Here is a 21,669-nt window from a genome sequence, read left to right as displayed (position 1 = left end):
GCAAACTGTGCATTGTTGCGATGCTAAGCAGTTTACCGCGAGGTCATTCGGCCTCTGCGGCTTTCAGCTGCTGCAGGATGTCTTCGATCACCTGCTTCCACAGTTCCGGCGGCTGGGCGCCGGGCACGGCGTGCTGGCTGGCGACGATGAATGTCGGGACCGAAGTCACACCCATTTTGCGGGAATGGGCATCGCGGTCCTGGATGGCCTGCACATCACTGTCGCCGGACAGAAGGCGCGCGGTGACGTCCGCGTCCATTCCGGCCTCGTTCGCAACGTCTGCGAGAACCGTGTGGTTTCCGATGTCTTTGGCGTCAGCGAAATAGGCTTTGAACAACGCATCCACCACCTGCGCCTGCTTGCCTTCGATCCCTGCCCAGTGGATCAGCCGGTGCGCATCCAGTGTGTTGGGGGTGCGTTTCATGGCTTCGAAGTTGATCGACAGCCCGGCCTTTTCGGCGTGCTCAACCACCGGGGCATAGGCCTTCACCGCGCCGTCCTTGCCGCCGAACTTACGCTCCAGGTACTCGCGCCGGTCCATGCCCTCGCGCGGCATATCGGGGTTCAGCTGAAACGGATGCCATTCGATGACAAAGGGATGATCCGGAACCTCGGCCAGCGCCTTGTCCAGATGGGTCTTGCCGATATAGCACCAGGGGCAGATCGGGTCCGACAGGATGTCGAGCTTGACGGTGGTCATTTGGGTCATCCTTTGAACAGGGCGGGCAAGGCGCGGCGCAGCAGTTTTCCGTTGGCGCCTGCAGGCAGCGCGTCGAGATGGACATAAGCGCGGGGCTGCTTGTAACGGGCCAGGCGTTGGGATGCAAAGGTCTGCAGTTCTGCGGCGTTCAACTCTTCGGGACCGGTATAGAAGGCCGCGATGACATAGGTGTCCGGCTTCACCTCCACCGCTGCGGCGCCGGCCTGAGTGATGCCGGGATGGGCAGCCAGGGCGGTCTCAACCTCGATCGGAGAGACCCGGTAGCCGCCGACATTCATCATGTCGTCGCAGCGGCCCAGGTAGCGGATCTGGCCATCTGCAGCCATCGCGCCCTGATCACCGGTCAGGAACCAGCCGCCCTGGTAGCGGGCGGCGGTTTCCTCCGGTGCGTTCAGATAGCCAAGCATCAGCCCGGGGTCGGAGCAGTGGATGGCGATGGTGCCTTCTTCGCCCATCGGGACCGGCCCGTCCGCGTCCAGAATGGCCACCTTGCGGCCCGGCTGCGGCCGACCCAGCGCGCCGTCCTTCGCAGGACAGGACGGTGACGAGGAGATGAATGTCGAACACTCCGACATGCCGAACGCTTCGTATAGTCCACAGCCGGTGGCGGCTTCCCACACCTCGTGAAGGTGGCGTGAGAGCTTTTCACCTGCGCAAAGCCCGTGCCGCAGGTCCGGCAGGTCCAGCGGGCCGCCGCGCAGGAACTTGCGGTAAACGCCGGGGGCTGCGGCAAAGATCGTCGCCTGGTGCCGGCGCAGCAGGTCCGGCAGGTTTTCGGGCGGTGTTCCGGGAGCCGGGATCAGTGCCGTGGCGCCGGTAGCCCAAGGGTCCATCAGCCCGGTGCCGAGCGTATAGGTCCAGTTGAAGGCGCCTGCATGCAGGAGCCGGTCCTCCGCTGTCAGACTGTACCAGCCCTCCACCATCATCTGCCGCGCCCAGACTGCCCGGTGGGCATGCGCAACAGCACGCGGATTTCCGCTGGTGCCGGACGTGTAGACCACATAGGCCATTTGGTCAGGACCTCCAAAGGCGTACTCACAAGGTGGCAGATCCTGCATCTTCAGCAGCTCGCCAGCACTGATCTGCAAAGGGTGACTCGCACAGGCCACTGCCGGGTCGCGCAACACCGCCGCCGGTTTCAGACCGGCGATGATCCGGGCGGTTTCCGGCTCCGTCAGCTGGGCCGAGGTGGGCACCGGCACCAGCCCGGCGGCAATGGCGCCGAGATAGGCAATGGGGAACTCCACCGTGTTCCCGAGCCGCATCAGCACGATTTCCCCAGGCTTCAGCCCCGCCGCCAGCAGTCCGGTTCCGGTGCCGCGCACGGCAGCCTCCAGACGGGCGTAGCTCCAATCTTCGCGGGTTTCGCCCTCAAGAACCGACAGCGCAGTTTTGGCAGCCAGCCGCCCGGCATGGCGCAGCACGTGGGCGGCGAGATTGAAAGGCGCGGGGCAGGGCGCGAAGGGCCCCTGATCAAAAATCGACAGCATGGCAATTGGCTAGCCTGCAGCGTCCTGCGTTGCAAGCGGCGCGGCGGCGGCATATAGAGTTGCTATGACTGGCCGCGACCCGAAATCCCTGATCACCATCGCCCGCGCCAATGGCGGCGAAGACGACGCAGAACCTTTGGACCTGGGCGCCCGCGTGCGCGAATTGCGCAAGGCGCGGGACTGGACGCTGGAGCATGCGGCCAACCAGGCCGGGCTGGCGCGCTCGACCCTGTCCAAGATCGAAAACGGCCAGATGTCACCGACTTACGAGGCGTTGAAGAAGCTGGCCGTGGGGCTGCAGATCTCGGTGCCGCAGCTGTTCACCCCGCCGCAGCGGGACCAGGTGAACGGCCGCATGACGGTGACCAAGTCCGGCGACGGGTCGGCCCATGCCACCGCGACCTATGAGCACGAGCTGCTGGCGGACGGTCTGTCACGCAAGCAGATGCTGCCCTACCGGGCGCGGGTGCGGGCGCGGTCGATGGAGGAATTTGACGGCTGGGTGCGCCATGACGGCGAGGAATTCCTCTATGTGCTGACCGGCGTGGTCAAGCTCTATACGGAATTTTATGAGCCGATCGAGATGCGCCGCGGCGACAGCGCCTATTATGACGCGGCCATGGGGCACAATGTCATCTCGGTCAGCCCCGAAGATGCGATGATCCTCTGGGTGACTTCACTGGCTTGATGTTGAGACCTGGCGCAGGGGCTGGGCTTCTAGTGCGGCCGCCCGTCCAGTTCTCTCAGCAGGCTTTCGATATAGAGGAAATCGTCCACCTCCTCCCTGGCTTCGTTCAAGGTGAGGTGATGGGTACGGGCCAGATAGGCAACAAATCTGTCCCGGTCATCCACGAGTGACGGCGCGTTGCTGGCCTTCAGATGCGGAAAGCGCTGTTTGATGCGGGGCATCCTGTCAATCCAGCTGGCAGCTGCTGTCTGTACAGGCATTGGGGGGCCTCCCTGACAAACGGATTATGGTTGTTGGACCCTCATGCTAGCATCTTTTCGGCTGTTTGGTAACGACAGCCCCAGGGCATCTGCCCAGGGCCGCCGTGTTAAGCGGGATTCTGCTGGTGTTCAGGTTTTTGCAAACAGCCTGCGCAGGACAATGTGGCCAGCACCCACCGCGATCAGCTGCATCACGATGAACATCGGAATGTGGCCGGGATAGATGCCTGCGAAGGTGTCGCTGAACCCGCGCGCGATGGTCACCGCCGGGTTGGCAAAGCTAGTCGAGGAGGTGAACCAATAGGCGCCTGTGATGTAGATGCCAACCAGAGCGGGCACCGTGTCGGGACGCGACCGCAGCCCGCCGAAAATCACGAACAGCAGGCCGAATGTGGCCAGGATTTCGGAAAACCACTGCGCGGTTCCGGTACGGTGCATGGTTCCAGAGCTTTGCAGAATCGCAAGATCGAACATTGCATGGCATGCCCAGACCCCCAGAATACCGCCGCCGATCTGGACCAGAATGTAAGGCGCCACCGCGCGCCATTCATGTTCGCCGCGCAGGGCAAAGGCAAGGGTCACCGCCGGGTTGAAATGGGCACCGGAAATGGGACCCAGGGTATTGATGATCGCATAGAGCATGCAGCCGGTGGCAATCGCATTGGCCAGCAGGGCCAGGGCGATGTTTCCGTCCGCCAAAGTCTCGGCCATGATGCCGGAGCCGACCACGCCAATCAGCAGCATCGCGGTGCCCAGCCCTTCGGCCAGAAGTTTCTGTCCGGTCATACGATCTCTCCAATCCGCTTGAGCTGCTGCGTCAGTTCGGTCGCATTCATGGAGTCGAACGGCAATTCCAGCAGCGCCTTGGCGCGCTTTTCCAGCGTGGCATAAGCCGCGCGAAAGGCGGTGTCCCATTCGGATTGGTCCGCGGCAGCCGGATCTGCGACGCCCCAATGCGCACGAACCGGTGCACCGGGCCAGATCGGGCATGTTTCGCCTGCGGCTGAGGCGCAAACGGTGATCACCATGTCCATTTCCGGTGCGTCTTCAGCAGCAAACTCATCCCAGCTTTTGGAGCGGGCGCCCGCGGTGCCATGGCCGAGTTCTTTCAGCAGCTCCAGTGATTGCGGATGCACCTTGCCGGTGGGGTTGGAGCCTGCAGAAAACGCACGGATGCGGCCAGTGCCTAGGGTGTTGAAGATCGACTCCAGCAGGATGGAGCGGGCGGAGTTGCCCGTGCAGAGGACAAGAATGTTCATGGGTTTTGACCGTTCTATAGGGTTAGTCGGAAGAATTCACGCGGCCGATGCCGTCAACCTGATGCTGAAGCGACATGCGGTCGAGTGTGCCAAAGGGCAGCGCTGTAAAGGCTTTGATCCGATTGCGCAGCAGCCCATAGGCCTGCTGGAAGGCCAGGCGCCGCTCGGCATCAGTGCCTGTCGCCTTGACCGGATCTGCCAGCCCCCAATGGGCGCTCATCGGCTGGCCGGGCCAGGCCGGGCATTCCTCGTTGGCGGCGTGGTCGCAGACGGTGAAGATGAAATCCATGCCAGGCGCATCTGCCACGGAGAATTCATCCAGATCCTTGGAGCGCAAGGCGCTGGTGTCATAGCCTTTGGCCTGCAGCAGAGAGATTACTTCGGGGCGCGGGCCAGGTGAAGACGGGCTGGTGCCTGCTGAGTAGGCGCGGAATTTGCCGCCGCCGGATCGGTTCAGGATGGCTTCTGCCAGCAGCGACCGGGCGGAATTCCCGGTGCAGATGAATAGGACGTTAAACGGACGCTCGGTCGTTGGCATGATCTTTTGTTCACTCGTGACAGGGATACAGATATCGGGCCGGTTCCGGCAGCAGCCGGACAGCAGATCATCAAACATGCCGCGTAAGCCTGGCAGATCAGCGGTGTACATAAGAGAGGTGCCAGTCCGCTGCTGGCTGATCAGCCCGGCCTGTTTCAGAACTGACAGATAGGCTGAGGCGGTGTTGGGCTTGAAATCCAGCGCCGAGGCGATCTCACCCGCCGGAACAGCGTCCGGATACCGCCGCATCAGCAGGCGGAACAGGGCCAGCCGGTTCGGATGTGCCAGGGCGCTGAGTTTGTCTGTGATTTCTAATTCCATAATTCGTGAAATACAGAATTAAAAATCGCAAGTCAACTGCCCCGGCCTGCGACTGCCGCAGGTCAGCGCATCAGTCGGGTTGATACCACCAGACATCCGGCATGAACCCGGTCCGGTCGCCGTAGATCGGCAGGTTTTCCGGGAACCGCATTTCCTTGACGTGGGCAATCCGTCCCGCATCGAACCTCCAGAAGGGAATGACATAGCGGCCTGCGGTCAAAACCCGGTCCAAAGCCCGCACGGCAGCGGTGAAATCCTCGGGGTCCTTGGCCGTCAGCATCGCGTCAATCATCGCTTCGGCAGCGGGGCTGTCCATGCCCATCAGGTTGCGGCTGCCGGGCTGGCTGACGCCGTCGCTGCCCCAGTAATAACGCTGCTCGTTTCCGGGGCTCAGCGACAACTCCCGGCGGTAGCGGGTAAGGTCGAAATCATAGGCGTTCTCGCGTTCCGCATACTGCGCGTTATCGACAGTTTCCGCGCTCAGCGTGATGCCCAGCCGTTCCAGTGCGCGGGCGTAAATCTCAGCGACTGTCTTCATCTCGCCATCGCCCTGGCGGATCAGAACAGTCAGTTCCAGCGGCATGCCTTCACTGTTGCGCAAAACACCATCAACGACGGTCCAGTCCGCGTCCTCCAGCAGTTTCATCGCCTTGCGCAGATTGCCGCGGTTGCGCTTGCTGCCGTCGCCCTGGGGCAGGGTGTACCCCTCCAGAGTGCCGGGCAGCAGCGTATCTGCAAAAGGTTCCAGCAGGGTACGGACCTTGCCGGCTGCCGCACCAGGCAACATGCCAAGCCCGGACCCGGAGAAATAGGAAGTGATCCGGGGCTGAACGCCGCCGGTCACCGTGCCGTTGATGTATTCGAAATTGAACGCCAAAAGCAGTGCCTCGCGCACCCGCCAGTCATCCAAAGGCGCACGGCGGCTGTTCATCACCAGCCCGGTCATGCCCGAGGGGCGCTGATGCGGGATTTCGCTTTTGACCACATCGCCGCGGGTCACCGCCGGGAAACTGTAGACGCTGTCCCATTTGTCGGCGTTGAATTCGCGCACCGCGCTCAGCTCACCGGCCTTGAAAGCCTCAAACAGCACGGTTGCATCGCCAAAGAAGTCCAGACGCAATTCGTCAAAGTTCAGAGTGCCACGGCGAAAGGGCAAATCCTTGCCCCAATAGTCCGGGTTTCTGGCCATGGTCACGAATCTTCCGGGTTCGACCTTTCTGACCACATAAGCGCCGGTGCCAATCGGGGCGCCCGGCAGCCGATCGGTGCCAAACTCCTTGTCTTGCCACTGCGCTTTCTTAAGGATCGGGCGCATTCCGGCGATCAGCGCCAGCTCCCGGTCTTCGGTATTGAACGTCAGGCGCAGGCTGCGCGGTCCGGTCTGTTCAATCCGCGTCACCTTGGTCCAGAAACCGCGGTAGCGCGGGTGCCCTTTGGTGCCCAATGTTTCATAGGACCAGATCACATCCTCGACGGTCACCGGGCTGCCATCGGAGAATCGCGCCTCCTCCCGAAGGGTGAATTCGACCCAGGAGCGGTCCTCGGGCACCTCAATCGATTCGGCTAAAAGACCGTAAAGCGTGAACGGCTCATCCCAGGAGCGGCCCATCAGGCTCTCGTATCCCCAGAACCTCAGCTGCCACGGCACGGTCCCCTTAAGGGTGAACGGGTTCAGCGAGTCAAAGCCGCCGGTATTGCCGAAAACCACCTTGCCGCCTTTGGGGGCATTCGGGTTGGCATAGGGTAAAGACACAAAATCCGGTGGCAGGGCGGGCGCGCCATACATAGCTATGCCATGACCCGATTCTGCCTGCGCAAAATTCGCAGCAAAAGCCAAGGTGATTCCGGCCAGTGCTGCACGGAGATTCAGGAAATTTTCTTTTCGCAGTTTCACAACAATCCCGCTCTGCCCTTATTTTCTTGCCTCTGCACGCTACGTGCGCTTTTTCGTCTTTTCAAACTTTTAGCTTGGACGAAAGCCGGAAATTGCTTATAAAGAGATCACTGCTCGATAGGTTTCTTGCCTGTATGAAACCTGCCTCAATAACTAACGCCCGCCTTGTGCGGGCGTTTTTTTTTGGACACTTCCGTGCTGTCTCTGAGGGGATATGCCCCTGCGTTGCAAGGGGCGATCCGTAGGTTTACGCGTTTCTTTTGCATCTGCAGCATGGCACAGTGGCGGCAGTTTTATTCAGCCGAGGGAAAGCTGCCGATGACATTGCAAGGCAAGACCGCCGTTATCACCGGATCGAATTCGGGCATTGGCCTGGGGGTTGCACGCGAACTGGCGCGGGCAGGGGCCGATGTGGTGCTGAATTCGTTCACCGACCGGGACGAGGATCACGCGCTGGCAGCAGAGCTCGCCCGTGAATTCAGCGTCAACGCTCAGTACATTCAGGCCGATATGTCCAAAGGGTCGGAATGCCGGTCGCTGATTGAGCAGGCCGGCGCCTGCGATATTCTGGTCAACAATGCAGGCATTCAGCATGTCGCGCCGATCGATGCCTTCCCGCAGGACAAATGGGACGCGATCATCGCGATCAACATGACCTCGAACTTCCACACCATGGCGGCGGCCTTGCCTGGAATGCGCGCGTCTGGCTGGGGGCGGATCGTCAATATCGCCTCGGCGCACGGGCTGACGGCCTCGCCGTTCAAGGCGGCCTATGTGGCGGCCAAACACGGGGTGGTGGGCATGACCAAAACGGTGGCGCTGGAAACCGCGGAAGATCCCATCACCTGCAATGCGATCTGCCCGGGCTATGTGCTGACACCGCTGGTCGAGGCGCAGATCCCGGACACCATGGAGAAATACAACATGGGCCGGGAAGAGGTGATCAAAAAAGTGATGCTGGAGCGCCAGCCAAGCCGCGAATTTGCCACTGTGGAACAGCTGGGCGGCACCACGGTGTTCCTGTGTTCGGACGCAGCGGCGCAGATCACCGGTACCACGCTGAGTGTCGACGGCGGCTGGACGGCGCTCTAGGCGCTGCGTGGAAGCGGCGGGAGGGGGCCGGCCCCCTCTTGCCCCGTCCGGGGCAATTCACCCCCGGAGTATTTTCACAAAGGTGAAACGGGCAGGTGTATTTTGGTGAAACGCATTAATCTGGCCCTGCAGGGCGGCGGCGCGCATGGCGCGTTTACCTGGGGTGTGCTGGACCGGCTGCTGGAGGATGAAGGTGTTGAGGTAGCCGGGATCACCGGCACCTCGGCTGGTGCTTTGAATGGTGCAGCTTTCAAGTCCGGCTTGGTTCAGGGCGGGCGCGCGGGTGCCAAGGCAGCGCTGGACAATTTGTGGGCGCAGATGGGGGCCGTGGGCGACATGCGCTTTGCCCATTGGCTGACCCGGTTTGATGCGGTGGCCTGGACCGGCGCGGTGGAGGCTGCGATGCCGTTCTCGCCGCTGGAAACCATGAGCCAGATGATTTCCCCCTATCACTACGGACCGTTTTACAAGAACCCGCTGCAGGATGTCGTCGATCAATTCTGCTTTGATGAGGTCTGCGCCGGGGCCGGGCCGGATCTGTTTGTCTGCGCAACCTGTGTGCGCACAGGCAAGATCCGGATCTTTGAGGGCGCCGGGATCAGCTCCGATGCCATTCTCGCCTCGGCCTGCCTGCCGGATATGTTTCAAGCTGTGGAAATTGAGGATCCGGAGACCGGCCGGATGGAGGCCTATTGGGATGGCGGGTTTACCGGCAATCCGGCGCTGTTTCCGTTGTTCCGTGCGGAGTTGCCGGGGGATGTGGTGATTGTGAACATCAATCCGCTGGAGCGCGGGGAAATTCCGAAGACGCCGCAGCAGATCCGCAACCGGGTGAATGAGATCAGTTTTAACTCGTCACTGCTGCGGGAGCTGCGTGCTATCAATTTTGTGCAGCGGCTGCTGGAGGATGGCACGCTTGAGCCCGGGCGGATGAAGCAGGTTAGGGTTCACATGATTGCCGATGATGATCTGATGACGCAGCTTTCTGTCACCACCAAACTGTTTCCTGTGCCGCAGATCCTGGCGCGGCTGAAACAGGCAGGGCGCGATGCGGCGGAGACCTTCCTGGTGCAGGACGGGGCGAACCTTGGCGTGCGCTCTTCCACGGACCTGCCGGCGATGTTCAGCTAGGTCAGGCGCTTTCTTTCAGCGCTGGCTTCTTGCCGTTTTCCAGCGGTTTTGAAGGATCCTTGGGGTTCGGATAGACGAGACCTGCCGAGATCACCAGCTTGGCAGAATCTTCCACCGACATGTCCAGTTCGATCACATCTTCTTCGGGGACGAACAGAAGAAAGCCGGATGTCGGGTTTGGTGTGGTCGGAAGAAACACACTGACCAGGCTGCCGCTGGTTTCTGCCCGTTTGGCAATCTCGCCCTTGGCGTTGGTTGAAATGAAGCCGATCGCCCAGATGCCCTTGCGCGGGTATTGCACCAGGCAGGCCTTTTCAAAACTGCGTTCCGACTGGGCAAAGACGGTTTCGGAAATCTGCTTGATGCCCGAATAAACAGTGCGGACCACCGGCATGCGGTCTACCAGGCTTTCTGCAAAACCGATCAGCGACCGGCCAAGGATACCCTTGGCAATCCAGCCGACAACGATTGTGAACAACAGGAAGATGATCAGCCCGACACCGCGCAGGTTGATGCCGATATACTGTTCCGGACGGACTGTGTGCGGCACCAGCGGCAGCACCACGCTGTCGATCCAGCCCATCACCGACCACAACAGCCAGATAGTCAGGCTTACCGGCGCAATGACGACGATCCCGGTAAAGAAGGAAGCGCGCAGGCTGGCAAACAGTCCGCGGCGGCGGTGAGGTTCTTCGTCGAAGGGCGTGGTCATGGTGCTTCTTTACAGAAATTTCGAGTGGAACCTAGGCACTGATTGCGGGCGGAGCAATGGCATCCGCCCGGAAAATCAAGTCATTGTGCCAGTTTGTTCAGTTCCTGTGCGATCTTTGCCGCCAGACGGGCGTTGTTGCGCACTAGGGCGATATTGGCGGTGAGCGAATGGCCCTCGGTCAGCTCAAAGATGCGGCGCAGCAGGAAGGGGGTCACATCCTTGCCCGAGATGCCTTGTTCATCCGCCTCGGACTGGGCTTGCGCGATCACCGGGGCCAGTTCTTCCGCCGCGATTTCCGCATCCGAAGGGATCGGGTTGGCGATCAGCTGGCCGCCGGGCAGGCACATTGCCTGCCGGGTGGCGTGGGCGCGGGCGATCTCGGCGGGCTCGTCCATACGCAGGGGTGCCTTCAGGTCGGACTGGGCAGACCAGAAGGCCGGGAAGCTGTCCTGGCCATAGGCAATGACCGGCACGCCCTGGGTTTCCAGCACTTCCAGCGTCTTGGGCACGTCGAGAATGGCCTTGGCGCCTGCCGCCACCACGGTGACCGGGGTTTGCGCCAGTTCCATCAGGTCGGCGGAGATGTCGAATGTGGTTTCCGCACCTTTATGCACGCCGCCGATGCCGCCGGTGGCAAAGACGTCGATCCCGGCCAGACGCGCGGCGATCATAGTGGCCGCAACCGTGGTGGCGCCGGTTCCGCCGGTTGCAATACAGGCGGGCATGTCGGCTCGGGAGATCTTGGCGACGCCCTGCGCCTGACCCAGCGATTGCAACTGGTCTGGCTCCAGCCCCACATGCAGCACGCCCTTCATGACTGCCATGGTGGCCGGCACAGCACCGGCATCGCGGATGTCCTGCTCCACCTGGGCGGCGACCTCGACATTCTGCGGGTAGGGCATGCCGTGGGTAATGATGGTGCTTTCCAGCGCAACAATGGCGCGGCCGTCTGCCTTGGCGGCTTGGACCTCGGATGAATAGCGGATTTCGATCACAGCGGGGGTTCTCCTGAAACATAAGTGGCCGCGGCCTTGAGGGCGGAGGCCAAAGCGGTCTTGCGGTCTTCGCCTCGTGCTTCGGCAACGATATGGGCGGCCATGAAGGTATCGCCTGCGCCGGTCACCCGGGCGACGGTCACACGGGGCGGAACAAGGGTGATGACGCCTTGGGCATCGGCCACGGTGGCAGAGGAGCCGCCATCGGTGACCAGCACCCGCGCGGCGCCGCGGTCCAGCATGGCCTTGGCGGCGGCCTCGCTGTCTGTGAACTCGGCCTGGCACAGGATGCCGGCCTCTTCGAGGTTCACATAAAGCGTGCCGCGGGTACGGCTGAGGAAGGGGCGCAGGCGTTCTGCTTTGCCGGGGGAGGCCGGGGCCACCCGCAAGTCTGCCTTGGCAAAGGCGGGGCTGGCCACGATGTCATCCAGCAACGACAGCGTCAGGTTTCCGTCCAGCGCGACCTGACCCGTGTATGGGGCGTCCTCGGAACCCAGCGAACCGTCGGACAGCGGGCGCAGGATCTTGTCTCCCGCGGCCTCCAGCGAATGGGCGTCGGCAATGGCGGCAATCAGCCCGTTGGCGCCCTCCACCGCCATGTAGCGGTCGGTGGGCAGATCCTCTGAGCGGTAAATGAAGTCCGTGATCAGGCCGAAATGGCCGCAGGCGTGGATCAGCTCGTCGCCCTCGGGGTCGCGGCCCACGGCTGTCAGCAATGCGGGCTGCATCCCGAAACGCGAGAGGGTCATGGCGATGTTCATGGCCACGCCGCCGGGCAGCCGGGTGATGCGCCCCGGCATGTCCGAGCCGCGCTGCATTTCCGTTCTGCAACGGCCGATGATGTCCCACAGGACCGATCCGATGCACAGGATAGCGGGTGTCCGGGAATGAGAGGCTTGTGTCATAATGACCTATTGCCGCCTTTGACTGGCCTCTGCAAGCGGCTTCACTTTTCAGGCACCGCAAAGGTCAAGGCGGCCCAATGGCTTTCCCACACATAATCTTTGCCTTTCGGGGCAGGGCGCAGGACCACGGCGTCCAGCAGGTAGCTATGCCCGGGAGCCAGTGAAACGATGGTCTCTCCCCTCACGTCTGTCAGTTGGGTACTTATGGTGACACTGCCGTCCGGAGCTTTTGCAAAGACTTCGACCTGCGCCTGCGGGCGCGGGCTTCCCTGGTACAGCACCTGAACCGGAAGGCCTGTTTCCAGGTCATCAGTATAGGGATTGACGAGGGCAACGATCTCGGTCTCCAGCCCTGTGGCCCGATCGGACCCGGCACCGCTGCCGATGGACACCAAAGCCTTAGCATAGCGGGTGTATTGCTCGGAAAAGCCAGCGCCGGGGAGACCGCGTGCGGTATGCTGACCGGGGATGCCGGCAAAACCCTTGTGGTCAATGAAGGCCTGAAAACCTTCCCAGGTGTCATATGTCAGCGTTTGCGGCTGCGTCTGGTGGATGATCACGGCCAGACCGTCGTCAGTTTCATCGGCGCTGAATGCGGGCATATCGCCCATCCGCCCCTTATAAGGGGCAGCTGATCCGTTCCGTATGACCTCGAACCTGGCGATCCGGTGATCCAGATAGGGCTGCTCGGCGCCGTTGAATTCCTGCCCGTTGCGCAGCCTTGCCACCACGGGGTCCCCCGAATTCACTTGATATTTTTCCGGCTCAATCCAAAACTCGTGGGATAACAGCGGGGCAGCTCCCAAATTCAGCCCGGCACAGAAAATTGAGCAGAACAGGCGGTATTGCATGAAAATGTCCTTGGCTGTCGGGCGCAGTGTGACTTGGCTGCGGTTTCTATTTGCGCTGCTGTTCTGTGCGGTTGCAATAGGGGCTGCCCCGGCCCGCGCGCACGAGGTCACCCCGGTGATTGCCGATTTCACGGTGGAAGACGGGCAGATTACGCTGGGACTGCGGCTGAACGTTGAGGCCTTCGTCGCCGGGATCAATTTGGACGGGCTGTCCGACACAAATGAAACCGCCCGGGCCGCCGATTATGACGAGCTGCGCGCCCTGGAGGCTCAGGAGCTGACGCCGATGGTTCAGCTCTTTGCCGAGGAGTGGCTGGAGACCTTTTCTCTGCAGGCAGGCGGCCCGGTAGAGCTGCGCGTTTCCGGCATTTCCATTCCAGACGTTGGCGACGCAAGCCTGCCGCGGGCGTCCTCTCTTGAACTGACCGGTGGGATCCCTGCGGGCGCAGATAGCCTGCGGATTGCCTGGCCCAAGGGGTCTGGCGGGGTGGTGCTGCGGCAGAACGGGGTGGAGGAGCCCTATACCGGCTATCTGCAGGGCGGAGAGACCTCACCCCCGATCCCGCTCCAGGGCGGTGCGGCCAAGACGCCGGTTGAAGCCTTCATGGAGTACATCCCCGTCGGTTTTACCCATATTCTGCCCAAGGGGCTGGACCATATCCTGTTTGTGCTGGGGCTGTTCTTCCTCAGCCCGCGGGTGAAGCCGCTGCTTCTACAGGTGAGCGTGTTCACCGTCGCCCACACCATAACCCTGGCGCTGGGCGCGCTGGGCATGGTCAATGTGAACCCGGCCATTGTCGAGCCGCTGATTGCGCTGTCGATTGTGTTCGTCGCGGTGGAAAACATCTTTGCCCGCAAGCTGCACAGCTGGCGGACCTTCGTGATCTTCGGCTTCGGGCTGCTGCACGGGCTGGGCTTTGCCAGTGTTTTGGGCGCGTTCGGCCTGCCGTCCAGCCAGTTCCTGCCGGCCCTGATCGGTTTTAATGTCGGCGTGGAACTGGGGCAGCTTGCGGTGATCGCCGCGGCTTACACAGGCGTGCGCCTGTGGTTCGGGCGGCATCCGAAATACCGCGGCCGGGTGGCAATCCCGGCTTCGGTCACAATCGCACTGATAGGGGGGTATTGGTTTGTGGAGCGGGTGTTTCTGTAACCTGCCGCTGATGGGTCAGCCCATCGCTCGCATCAGAGTTTTAGTCTGGGCAAGCGGATCCTCAGCGTGCCAGATTTCATCGCCAATGCCAAAGAAGTCCGTGTAAGGCGCGATGCCGCGCACCAGATCCTCGGTCAGGCCGCCTTCGGCCACCACCGGCACCTCGATCATTTGCGACCACCACTGAAAAAGATCGGCCTCGGCCTTTGCGCCATCGCCCAGACCGGAGGTGCCCACGGGGCCAAAGCTCACGTAGTCCACGCCCGCTTCACCTGCCACCATACCGTCATGCTGCGACGCGCCGCAGAAACAGCCCACAATCGCATCCGGCCCCAGCGCCTTGCGCGCAGTGCGGACCGATTTGGAGGCGTCTGTCAGATGCACGCCGTCCAGTCCCAACCGTTCCGCCAGGATCTGGTGGTCGGAAATCACCAGCGCCACGTCGCGCTCCATGGTGACCTCACGCAGCGCATCACCCGCACGGCTCAGTGTGTCCTCATCGCGGCTGGCCAGATCCAGGCGCACGCAGGCCACGTCGACCGCGTCCAGCACCCGCGCCAGCTGAGCGGGGAATTTGCCCAGCTCGAAACTCGGCGGGGAGATCAGGTAGATCTGCGGCTGCTCGGGTGCGTCAGCAGGGCTTCCCATGGCGGTGCTCCATTGTTCAGGCGATTGGACGGTGTTTAGCCGATTTCCGGCAGGACGCAAGGATTTGCGGCGGTGAAGCCCCGGTATTTGCAGCCCGAACCCGCGCTGGACCTTGCCCCGCAGCCGTGCGGGCAGTACAGCAGTGCCGATTTTGCCGGAGAACACGATGCCCACCGATACGCCTCAGCCCGCCTTTGTCCTTGTCCGCCCGCAGATGGGCGAGAATATCGGCGCCGCCGCGCGGGCGATGTGGAACTTCGGCTTGGACCGGATGCGCATCGTGGCGCCGCGCGACGGCTGGCCGAACCCCAAGGCAGTGGCGATGTCGTCGGGTGCCGGCCGCCTGCTGGATGAGGCGCAGCTGTGTGCGGACGTGCCAGAGGCGCTGGGCGATTGCACCTATGTGTTTGCGACCACCGCCCGCCAGCGCGGCCTGACCAAGCCGGTCTACAGCCCCGAGCGCGCCATGCAGATCGCGGCTGATAAGATCGCGGCGGGGGAGAAGGTCGCGGTGATGTTCGGCCCCGAGCGTGCGGGCCTGGAGAACGAGGACATCGCCAAGGCCAACGCCATCATTTCTGTGCCGGTGAACCCGCTTTACGCTTCCTTGAACCTGGGCCAATGCGTGCTGCTGACCGGCTATGAATGGATGCGCCAATCGGGCGAGGTGCTGCATGAAACCACCGATCTGGGCCGCAAGGGCGACTGGGCAAGCGGCGTTGAAGTCGAGAAGCTGGTGGAGCACTACGAGGAACGGCTGGACGAAGCCGGTTTCTTCTTCCCGCCGGAAAAGGCCGACAGCATGAAAACCAACCTGCGCAATCTGTGGAGCCGGATGCGGATGACCCGTTCCGACGTGCAGATGCTGCACGGCATCATGCGCCAGATGGTCCGCTGGAAAGAGCGCGGCGGCGAGTAAGCCGCTCTGGACCTTTGAATAACCGGCCCCTAGCTTGGCAGCAGAGACAAAGAGGCAAGCATGAGCAAGCGCAGCATTTTCGAAGAGGTTGAGGGCGAGAAGACGGATGCGCCCGCGGTGCAGCCGGGACTGATCGACCGCGGCCGCGGCGGTGCCCGCAAGGCGATCCGCGCCTGGCTGATGGTGCTGTTTGCCTTGGTGGTGGCGATGATCGTTGTGGGCGGGCTGACCCGTCTCACCGACAGCGGGTTGTCGATCACCGAATGGCGCCCCGTGACCGGGGCGATCCCGCCGATGTCCGAGGGTGAGTGGCAGGCTGAGTTCAATAAATACAAGGAAATCGACCAGTGGCGCATCCAGAATCAATGGATGGAACTGGCTGATTTTAAATCGATTTACTGGTGGGAATGGGGCCACCGGCAACTGGGCCGCTTCATTGGTCTGGTCTGGGCGCTTGGCTTCCTTGGCTTCCTGATTGCGCGCAAGATCCCGGCCGGCTGGGCAGGTCGTTTGGCGCTGCCTGGTGTTCTAGGCGGCGTGCAGGGTGCTATCGGCTGGTGGATGGTCGCCTCTGGTGTGACACAGGGCGAAGGCATGACCGCCGTTGCCTCCTACCGCCTCGCTGTGCATCTGGGGCTTGCGTTTGTGATCCTCGGCTTCATTGCCTGGTACGTGCTGATGCTGGGCCGCGAGGAGCGCGAGCTGATGCAGGCACGCCGCGCCAAGGAGGCAAAACTGTTCAGCCTTTCGACCGGCCTCATGCATTTCGCCTTTCTGCAGATCCTGCTGGGCGCGTTGGTCGCGGGCATCGACGCGGGCCGCTCCTATACCGACTGGCCGCTGATGGGCGGGCAGGTGATCCCGCCGCAGCCCTTCATGATTGAACCGGTCTGGAAGAACTTCTTTGAAAACCCGGGCCTGGTGCAGTTCATCCACCGGGTGGCAGGCTATCTGCTGTTCGCCTTTGGCGTCGTGGCCTGGCTGCGCGGGCGCGGGTCTGCCCATGGCCGCACCCGCTTTGCCTTTAACGCGGTTTTTGCGGCGCTGTCCGTGCAGGTTCTCTTGGGCATCATTACTGTGGTCTATGCCGCACCGCTGCACGCCGCGATCGCCCATCAGCTGATTGCAATCGGCCTTTGGGTGCTGATCTTGCGCGCCCGTTTCCTGTCCGCCTATCCCATTGCAACCTCGATCAAGGATCATTGACCCTATGAGCGCATTTGACGAACTGATGGCCTTCCAGCGCGACACCCAGGCGCTAGGGCAGATTGCAGGCCGGCTGGGCTGGGATCAGGAAACCATGATGCCGCGCGGGGCAGCGCCTCAGCGGGGCGAGGAGATGGCCGCGATCGAGGCTGTGCTGCACGCCCGCCGCAGCGACCCCCGGGTGGCGGAGTGGCTGGAGCAGGCGGTTGCACCGAATGAAGCGGGCGAAGCCCAGCTGCGTGAAATCCGCCGCAGTTATGAGCGCACGGTCAAAGTGCCCGCTGATCTGGCCAAGAAGATCGCGCAAGTAACCTCAGAGGCGCAGGGCAAATGGGCCGCCGCGCGCGCGGATGAGGATGTCGCTGCCTTTATCCCGGTGCTGGAGGAAGTCGTTGCTCTGAAGCGCGAGGAAGGTCTGGCGCTGGCGGCGGGTGGTGACGTTTACGATGCCATGGTCGAGGATTATGAACAGGGCATGACCGGGGCGGGGATCGCTGAAATCTTTGATGCCATGCGCCCGGGACTGGTGGAACTGCGCGCCAAAGTGCTGGAAAAACCCGCACCAAAAGCACTGCAAGGCACTTTTGACGAAGCCGCGCAGATGAAACTGACGCGTAAGATTGCCAAGGTATTCGGTTATGACATGGCGCATGGCCGGGTGGACAAGGCGGTGCATCCCTTCAGCTCCGGCTCCGGGCTGGATGTGCGAATCACTACGCGCACGAGCGAGACCGACCCCTTCAACTGCTTTTATTCGACCATTCATGAGGTCGGCCACGGTGCTTATGAGCAGAACATCAGCCACGATTACCTGCTGACCCCGCTGGGCAGCGGCGTGTCGATGGGCGTGCACGAAAGCCAGAGCCGGATCTATGAAAACCAGATCGGCCGCAGCCGCGCCTTCACCGGCTGGCTGTTTGAGGAGATGACACAGGCCTTTGGCGGTTTCGGAATTTCGGATCCTGATGAATTTTATGCAACCGTGAATGCCGTGCACAAAGGCTACATCCGTACCGAGGCGGATGAGTTGCAGTATAACCTGCACATCATGCTGCGCTTTGGCTTGGAACGCGCATTGATGAGCGGCGATCTGGCGGTGAAGGATCTGGAAGCAGCCTGGAATGACCGGTTTGAGGCTGATTTCGGCTATGCCGTCGACAAGCCCTCAAACGGCTGTTTGCAGGATGTGCATTGGTCGGTGGGTCTGTTCGGCTACTTTCCAACTTATAGCTTGGGCAATGTCTATGCCGGCTGCCTGTATCAGGCGCTGCGCAGGGATGTGCCGGGGCTGGATGCACAACTTGCTGAGGGTGAAACCGGGGGGGCAACAACCTGGCTGAAGGAGAACCTGCAGCAGCATGGCGGATTGCGCAGCCCGCAGGATACGATCATTCATGCGGCGGGAATGGAGCCGGGGCATCAGCCGCTGCTGGCCTATCTGGAAGAGAAGTTCAGCACGATCTACGATCTCTGAATACCGGGCTGTTCCAAGCCCGAACCCTTCAATGGGCAGCGGAAAATCTGCTGCCCCGGAAATGCCGTATTTTAAGGATATTCTCAGACTCTCTTGGGGATGTGAGTAAGAGAGTAAACCGATGCATACAGCCGTAGCTTATCTGATTTTTGCCAGCTTTGTTTTGGCGCCAACCCTGATCTGAGGCGTAAACGCTCAGATCAGGGCCATCCGTTCTGCCCGTTCAGGATCCGGGAAGGGACGGTAAAGGCCGGTCTCCGACGTGGCGATCAGGGCCGTTACATGTGAGTAGAGTTTCTCGACCTCCTCGTCGTGCTCGCCCAGAACACGGAAGGCCTGATCCAGCTGGGTCATGTCCTTGAATTCGATTTCCAGAAGAAAATCGCGGCACTTGTCGCTGGCGAGGTTCAGCTTGCGCCGCAGCAGGCGCCAGCCCAGGATCACGCCGCGCTCCTGCAGATAGCTCATCCATTGGTCAACTGCGCTGGCAAAGCTCAGCGCTTTGGCTTCGTGATGCAGATCGATGGAGCATTGATAGAGGTTCATGGGGCGATCCCTTGGAATAAACAACTCAAGCGATAGTCTGGCACAGAAAGATTAGGCAGCGGTTAAACATAAGAACGCCGCCCAGGGGGCCAGGGCGGCGCTGCTTTGTTCAGGCTGGGTGGCGGGGCTATTCTTCGCCGCCGCCGTCTTCCTCTTCGCCGTTTTCGGCAATCCAGGCGACAGAGACAACTTCCTCACCCTTGCCGGTATTGAACACCCGGACACCGCCGGCCGAGCGGGACCGGAAGGAGATCCCGTCCACCGGCACCCGGATCGACTGGCCCTTGGAGGTGGCCAGCATGATCTGGTCATCCATCTCCACCGGGAAGGAGGCAACGATCTCGCCGCCGCGCATAGCCTTGTCCATCGCGGTGACACCCATGCCGCCACGGCCGCGCACCGGATAATCATGCGAGGAGGACAGCTTGCCCGAACCGCCCGCGGTGATTGTCAGGATCAGGTTTTCCGCCGCCGACATTTCTGCATAAAGCTCGGTCGAGAAATTCGGATCCTCGACCGCATCTTCGTCCGTGGTCTCGGCGTCGTCGGTCAGGCCGGCCATCGCCCGGCGCATCTTGAGATAGGCGGTGCGCTGTTCCGGCGTGTATTTCGAATGCCGGATCACGGACATGGAGACCACACGGTCCTCGCCGCTGAGGCGGATGCCGCGCACACCGGTGGATTCGCGGGAATTGAACACCCGCACATCGGTGGAGCGGAAGCGGATCGCGCGGCCCGAGTCGGTGAACAGCATCACGTCATCATCTTCCGAACAGATCCGCACGTTTACCAGCTGAACCGACCCGTCCTCGGGCAGTTTCATGGCGATCTTGCCGTTGCGGCGGACATTGGTGAAATCCGACAGCCGGTTGCGGCGCGCGTCACCGCCGCTGGTGGCAAAGACCACCTGCAGGTTTTCCCATTCCTCGTCCGGTACATCGACCGGCATGATCGCGGCAATGGATACCCCTGTCGGGATCGGCAGGATGTTGACGATGGCCTTGCCTTTGCCGGTGCGTCCGGACTGCGGCAGGCGCCAGGTCTTGAGCTTGTAGACCATGCCGTCGGTGGTGAAGAACAACAGCTGGGTATGGGTGTTGGCCACAAAGAGGGTGGTGATCACATCCTCTTCCTTGGTCTGCATCCCCGACACACCTTTGCCGCCGCGTTTTTGCGAGCGGAAGTCGGCCAGCGGAGTACGCTTGATATAGCCGCCGGAGGTCACGGTCACCACCATGTCCTCGCGTTCGATCAGGTCCTCGTCCTCCATGTCACCGGACCAGTCGACGATCTCGGTACGGCGCGGCACGGCAAAGCTGTTGCGCACTTCGCGCAGCTCGTCGCCGATAATGCCCATGATGCGTTCACGCGAAGACAGGATTTCCAGGTATTCCTTGATCTTGCGGGCCAGTTCTTCCAGCTCGTCCGTGACTTCTTTCACACCGATCTGGGTCAGGCGCTGCAGCCGCAGCTCCAGGATCGCGCGGGCCTGGGTTTCCGACAGGTTATAGGTGCCATCATCATTGGCGGTATGGGTCGGATCGTCAATGAGCGCGATGTATTCCAGGATCGGCTGGGCCGGCCAGCGCCGGGTCATCAGCTTTTCGCGCGCTTCGGCCGCATCGGCAGATTGCCGGATGGTGGCGACGATTTCATCGATGTTAGTGACCGCAACCGCCAGGCCGCACAGGATGTGGCTGCGTTCCCGGGCCTTGCGCAGCAGATACGCTGTGCGGCGGGCCACCACGTCTTCGCGGAAATCGATGAAGGAGGTCAGGAACCGGCGCAGCGTCAGCTGTTCCGGCCGCCCGCCGTTCAGCGCCAGCATGTTGCAGCCGAAATATGTCTGCATCGGGGTGAAGCGGAACAGCTGGTTCAACACCACTTCGGGCGTGGCATCGCGCTTCAGCTCGACCACAACGCGCACGCCGTTGCGGTCGGATTCGTCCTGCACGTGGGCGACGCCTTCGATCTTCTTCTCGCGCACCTGTTCGGCGATCTTTTCGATCATCGCGGCCTTGTTCACCTGATAGGGAATTTCATCCACAACAATGGCATAGCGGTCTTTCCTGATCTCCTCGGTGCGGGTCTTTGCACGGATGACCACACTGCCGCGGCCCTCCAGATAGGCCTTGCGCGCCCCGGAACGGCCCAGCATCACACCGCCGGTCGGAAAGTCCGGGCCGGGCACGTAGTCGATCAGCTGCTCGCTGGTCAGGTCCGGATCGTCGATCAGCGCCAGTGTCGCGTCGATCACTTCGCCCAGGTTGTGCGGCGGGATGTTGGTGGCCATGCCGACCGCAATACCGCCGGCACCATTGACCAGCATGTTCGGAAAACGCGCAGGGAGAACGGTCGGCTCGCGGTCCTTGCCGTCGTAGTTGTCTTGAAAATCGACGGTTTCTTTGTCGATGTCAGACAGCAGGAAGGCCGCTGGTTTATCCATCCGCACTTCGGTGTACCGCATGGCTGCGGGGTTATCGCCGTCCATCGAACCAAAGTTGCCCTGGCCGTCCAAGAGCGGCAGCGACATCGAGAAGTCCTGCGCCATCCGCACCAGCGCGTCATAGATCGCAGAGTCGCCGTGCGGATGGTATTTACCCATCACGTCGCCGACCGGGCGGGCCGATTTTCGGTAGGACTTGTCATGGGTGTTGCCGGATTCGTGCATTGCATAAAGAATGCGCCGGTGAACCGGTTTCAGACCGTCCCGCAGGTCCGGGATGGCACGGCTGACGATGACCGACATCGCATAGTCCAGGTAGGACGTGCGCATTTCGGATTCAATGGATACCGTGGGGCCGTCATAGGCTGGCCGTTTCGGCAGATTTTCGTCCATGTTTTCAGGAGTTTCCGGCGTATCGCTCAC

At 61.8% G+C, this 21,669-nt stretch carries 21 protein-coding genes; 7 read left to right on the top strand and 14 right to left on the bottom strand.

Going from position 1 to position 21,669, the window contains the following annotated elements:
* Nucleotides 1–43: 43 nt before the first annotated feature.
* Together A2I95_RS01255 and A2I95_RS01250 are read right to left on the bottom strand one after the other, a co-directional pair.
* Nucleotides 44–709 (bottom strand): DsbA family oxidoreductase, encoded by a 666-nt coding sequence (locus tag A2I95_RS01255; protein WP_291726934.1) that lies wholly within the window; start codon nucleotides 707–709, stop codon nucleotides 44–46.
* Nucleotides 706–2,211, bottom strand: coding sequence for a class I adenylate-forming enzyme family protein (locus A2I95_RS01250; RefSeq protein ID WP_291726932.1), 1,506 nt, complete (start codon nucleotides 2,209–2,211; stop codon nucleotides 706–708). Before A2I95_RS01250 ends, A2I95_RS01255 begins: the two co-directional genes overlap by 4 nt.
* A 64-nt stretch (nucleotides 2,212–2,275) precedes the next feature.
* Here A2I95_RS01250 and A2I95_RS01245 point away from each other — a divergent pair, with 64 nt between their 5' ends.
* Nucleotides 2,276–2,899 (top strand): XRE family transcriptional regulator, encoded by a 624-nt coding sequence (locus A2I95_RS01245; protein ID WP_291726929.1) that lies wholly within the window; start codon nucleotides 2,276–2,278, stop codon nucleotides 2,897–2,899.
* A 29-nt stretch (nucleotides 2,900–2,928) separates the two neighbouring features.
* Here A2I95_RS01245 and A2I95_RS01240 read toward each other — a convergent pair whose 3' ends face one another.
* From A2I95_RS01240 to A2I95_RS01220, 5 genes are all read right to left on the bottom strand, one after another.
* On the bottom strand, nucleotides 2,929–3,159 hold the full coding sequence (locus A2I95_RS01240) for a hypothetical protein (protein WP_024090210.1): 231 nt from the start codon (nucleotides 3,157–3,159) through the stop codon (nucleotides 2,929–2,931).
* Between the two features lie 129 nt (nucleotides 3,160–3,288).
* Nucleotides 3,289–3,945, bottom strand: a complete 657-nt coding sequence (locus A2I95_RS01235) for an MIP/aquaporin family protein (protein WP_291726926.1) — start codon at nucleotides 3,943–3,945, stop codon at nucleotides 3,289–3,291.
* Entirely contained in the window at nucleotides 3,942–4,418 is a 477-nt protein-coding gene (locus A2I95_RS01230; protein ID WP_291726925.1) for an arsenate reductase ArsC, read from the bottom strand. Before A2I95_RS01230 ends, A2I95_RS01235 begins: the two co-directional genes overlap by 4 nt.
* A gap of 22 nt (nucleotides 4,419–4,440) precedes the next feature.
* Nucleotides 4,441–5,277, bottom strand: coding sequence for a helix-turn-helix domain-containing protein (locus A2I95_RS01225; RefSeq protein ID WP_291726923.1), 837 nt, complete (start codon nucleotides 5,275–5,277; stop codon nucleotides 4,441–4,443).
* A 70-nt stretch (nucleotides 5,278–5,347) separates the two neighbouring features.
* Nucleotides 5,348–7,063 (bottom strand): extracellular solute-binding protein, encoded by a 1,716-nt coding sequence (locus A2I95_RS01220; protein WP_291726920.1) that lies wholly within the window; start codon nucleotides 7,061–7,063, stop codon nucleotides 5,348–5,350.
* A 426-nt stretch (nucleotides 7,064–7,489) separates the two neighbouring features.
* Here A2I95_RS01220 and A2I95_RS01215 point away from each other — a divergent pair, with 426 nt between their 5' ends.
* Nucleotides 7,490–8,263 carry a 3-hydroxybutyrate dehydrogenase gene (locus A2I95_RS01215; protein WP_291726917.1) on the top strand — a complete coding sequence of 258 codons (774 nt, stop codon included), beginning with the start codon at nucleotides 7,490–7,492 and terminating at the stop codon, nucleotides 8,261–8,263.
* A 102-nt stretch (nucleotides 8,264–8,365) separates the two neighbouring features.
* Nucleotides 8,366–9,394: a patatin-like phospholipase family protein gene (locus A2I95_RS01210; RefSeq protein WP_291726915.1), complete on the top strand. Its 1,029-nt coding sequence runs from the start codon at nucleotides 8,366–8,368 to the stop codon at nucleotides 9,392–9,394.
* A gap of 1 nt (nucleotide 9,395) precedes the next feature.
* Here the strand turns inward: A2I95_RS01210 and A2I95_RS01205 are convergent, their stop codons facing one another.
* The 4 genes from A2I95_RS01205 to A2I95_RS01190 form a co-directional block, all read right to left on the bottom strand.
* Nucleotides 9,396–10,106, bottom strand: a complete 711-nt coding sequence (locus A2I95_RS01205; RefSeq protein WP_291726913.1) for a DUF502 domain-containing protein — start codon at nucleotides 10,104–10,106, stop codon at nucleotides 9,396–9,398.
* A gap of 80 nt (nucleotides 10,107–10,186) precedes the next feature.
* On the bottom strand, nucleotides 10,187–11,101 hold the full coding sequence (locus A2I95_RS01200; RefSeq protein ID WP_291726910.1) for a pseudouridine-5'-phosphate glycosidase: 915 nt from the start codon (nucleotides 11,099–11,101) through the stop codon (nucleotides 10,187–10,189).
* The gene (locus A2I95_RS01195) at nucleotides 11,098–12,006 is read right to left on the bottom strand and encodes a PfkB family carbohydrate kinase (protein WP_291726908.1); all 909 of its coding nucleotides are present in this window, start codon (nucleotides 12,004–12,006) and stop codon (nucleotides 11,098–11,100) included. Before A2I95_RS01195 ends, A2I95_RS01200 begins: the two co-directional genes overlap by 4 nt.
* Nucleotides 12,007–12,047: 41 nt before the next feature.
* Nucleotides 12,048–12,857, bottom strand: coding sequence for a DUF4198 domain-containing protein (locus A2I95_RS01190; protein ID WP_291726906.1), 810 nt, complete (start codon nucleotides 12,855–12,857; stop codon nucleotides 12,048–12,050).
* Here A2I95_RS01190 and A2I95_RS01185 point away from each other — a divergent pair.
* On the top strand, nucleotides 12,856–14,007 hold the full coding sequence (locus A2I95_RS01185) for a HupE/UreJ family protein (RefSeq protein WP_291726903.1): 1,152 nt from the start codon (nucleotides 12,856–12,858) through the stop codon (nucleotides 14,005–14,007). The genes A2I95_RS01190 and A2I95_RS01185 overlap by 2 nt on opposite strands.
* 15 nt (nucleotides 14,008–14,022) lie before the next feature.
* Here the strand turns inward: A2I95_RS01185 and A2I95_RS01180 are convergent, their stop codons facing one another.
* The gene (locus A2I95_RS01180) at nucleotides 14,023–14,655 is read right to left on the bottom strand and encodes a thiamine phosphate synthase (RefSeq protein WP_291726900.1); all 633 of its coding nucleotides are present in this window, start codon (nucleotides 14,653–14,655) and stop codon (nucleotides 14,023–14,025) included.
* A gap of 166 nt (nucleotides 14,656–14,821) precedes the next feature.
* Between A2I95_RS01180 and A2I95_RS01175 the strand changes: the two genes are divergently transcribed.
* Genes A2I95_RS01175 through A2I95_RS01165 form a run of 3 tightly spaced genes read left to right on the top strand, consistent with a single transcriptional unit; the run spans nucleotide 14,822 to nucleotide 18,254 of the window.
* A complete protein-coding gene (locus tag A2I95_RS01175; protein ID WP_291726898.1) occupies nucleotides 14,822–15,574 on the top strand; it encodes an RNA methyltransferase in 753 nt (250 codons plus the stop codon).
* 60 nt (nucleotides 15,575–15,634) lie between these two features.
* Nucleotides 15,635–16,780, top strand: coding sequence for a heme A synthase (gene ctaA / locus A2I95_RS01170; RefSeq protein WP_291726896.1), 1,146 nt, complete (start codon nucleotides 15,635–15,637; stop codon nucleotides 16,778–16,780).
* Between the two features lie 4 nt (nucleotides 16,781–16,784).
* Nucleotides 16,785–18,254, top strand: coding sequence for a carboxypeptidase M32 (locus A2I95_RS01165; protein ID WP_291726892.1), 1,470 nt, complete (start codon nucleotides 16,785–16,787; stop codon nucleotides 18,252–18,254).
* Nucleotides 18,255–18,449: 195 nt separating this feature from the next.
* Here the strand turns inward: A2I95_RS01165 and A2I95_RS01160 are convergent, their stop codons facing one another.
* The gene (locus tag A2I95_RS01160) at nucleotides 18,450–18,800 is read right to left on the bottom strand and encodes a DUF6614 family protein (RefSeq protein WP_259992323.1); all 351 of its coding nucleotides are present in this window, start codon (nucleotides 18,798–18,800) and stop codon (nucleotides 18,450–18,452) included.
* Nucleotides 18,801–18,927: 127 nt separating this feature from the next.
* Complete coding sequence (gene gyrA, locus A2I95_RS01155; protein WP_291726968.1) at nucleotides 18,928–21,639, bottom strand: DNA gyrase subunit A; 2,712 nt, start codon at nucleotides 21,637–21,639, stop codon at nucleotides 18,928–18,930.
* Between the last annotated feature and the right edge of the window lie 30 nt (nucleotides 21,640–21,669).

The organism is Leisingera sp. F5 (assembly GCF_001593695.1).
This window is presented reverse-complemented; position numbering and strand designations above follow the sequence as displayed.

What these genes read in the sequence shown, in the direction of transcription:
- A2I95_RS01255 (WP_291726934.1), bottom strand. Translation starts at nt 709, where the DNA reads ATGACCCAAATGACCACCGTCAAGCTCGACATCCTGTCGGACCCGATC.
- A2I95_RS01250 (WP_291726932.1), bottom strand. Translation starts at nt 2,211, where the DNA reads ATGCTGTCGATTTTTGATCAGGGGCCCTTCGCGCCCTGCCCCGCGCCT.
- A2I95_RS01245 (WP_291726929.1), top strand. Translation starts at nt 2,276, where the DNA reads ATGACTGGCCGCGACCCGAAATCCCTGATCACCATCGCCCGCGCCAAT.
- A2I95_RS01240 (WP_024090210.1), bottom strand. Translation starts at nt 3,159, where the DNA reads ATGCCTGTACAGACAGCAGCTGCCAGCTGGATTGACAGGATGCCCCGC.
- A2I95_RS01235 (WP_291726926.1), bottom strand. Translation starts at nt 3,945, where the DNA reads ATGACCGGACAGAAACTTCTGGCCGAAGGGCTGGGCACCGCGATGCTG.
- A2I95_RS01230 (WP_291726925.1), bottom strand. Translation starts at nt 4,418, where the DNA reads ATGAACATTCTTGTCCTCTGCACGGGCAACTCCGCCCGCTCCATCCTG.
- A2I95_RS01225 (WP_291726923.1), bottom strand. Translation starts at nt 5,277, where the DNA reads ATGGAATTAGAAATCACAGACAAACTCAGCGCCCTGGCACATCCGAAC.
- A2I95_RS01220 (WP_291726920.1), bottom strand. Translation starts at nt 7,063, where the DNA reads ATGTATGGCGCGCCCGCCCTGCCACCGGATTTTGTGTCTTTACCCTAT.
- A2I95_RS01215 (WP_291726917.1), top strand. Translation starts at nt 7,490, where the DNA reads ATGACATTGCAAGGCAAGACCGCCGTTATCACCGGATCGAATTCGGGC.
- A2I95_RS01205 (WP_291726913.1), bottom strand. Translation starts at nt 10,106, where the DNA reads ATGACCACGCCCTTCGACGAAGAACCTCACCGCCGCCGCGGACTGTTT.
- A2I95_RS01195 (WP_291726908.1), bottom strand. Translation starts at nt 12,006, where the DNA reads ATGACACAAGCCTCTCATTCCCGGACACCCGCTATCCTGTGCATCGGA.
- A2I95_RS01185 (WP_291726903.1), top strand. Translation starts at nt 12,856, where the DNA reads ATGAAAATGTCCTTGGCTGTCGGGCGCAGTGTGACTTGGCTGCGGTTT.
- A2I95_RS01190 (WP_291726906.1), bottom strand. Translation starts at nt 12,857, where the DNA reads ATGCAATACCGCCTGTTCTGCTCAATTTTCTGTGCCGGGCTGAATTTG.
- A2I95_RS01180 (WP_291726900.1), bottom strand. Translation starts at nt 14,655, where the DNA reads ATGGGAAGCCCTGCTGACGCACCCGAGCAGCCGCAGATCTACCTGATC.
- A2I95_RS01175 (WP_291726898.1), top strand. Translation starts at nt 14,822, where the DNA reads ATGCCCACCGATACGCCTCAGCCCGCCTTTGTCCTTGTCCGCCCGCAG.
- ctaA (WP_291726896.1), top strand. Translation starts at nt 15,635, where the DNA reads ATGAGCAAGCGCAGCATTTTCGAAGAGGTTGAGGGCGAGAAGACGGAT.
- A2I95_RS01165 (WP_291726892.1), top strand. Translation starts at nt 16,785, where the DNA reads ATGAGCGCATTTGACGAACTGATGGCCTTCCAGCGCGACACCCAGGCG.
- A2I95_RS01160 (WP_259992323.1), bottom strand. Translation starts at nt 18,800, where the DNA reads ATGAACCTCTATCAATGCTCCATCGATCTGCATCACGAAGCCAAAGCG.
- gyrA (WP_291726968.1), bottom strand. Translation starts at nt 21,639, where the DNA reads ATGGACGAAAATCTGCCGAAACGGCCAGCCTATGACGGCCCCACGGTA.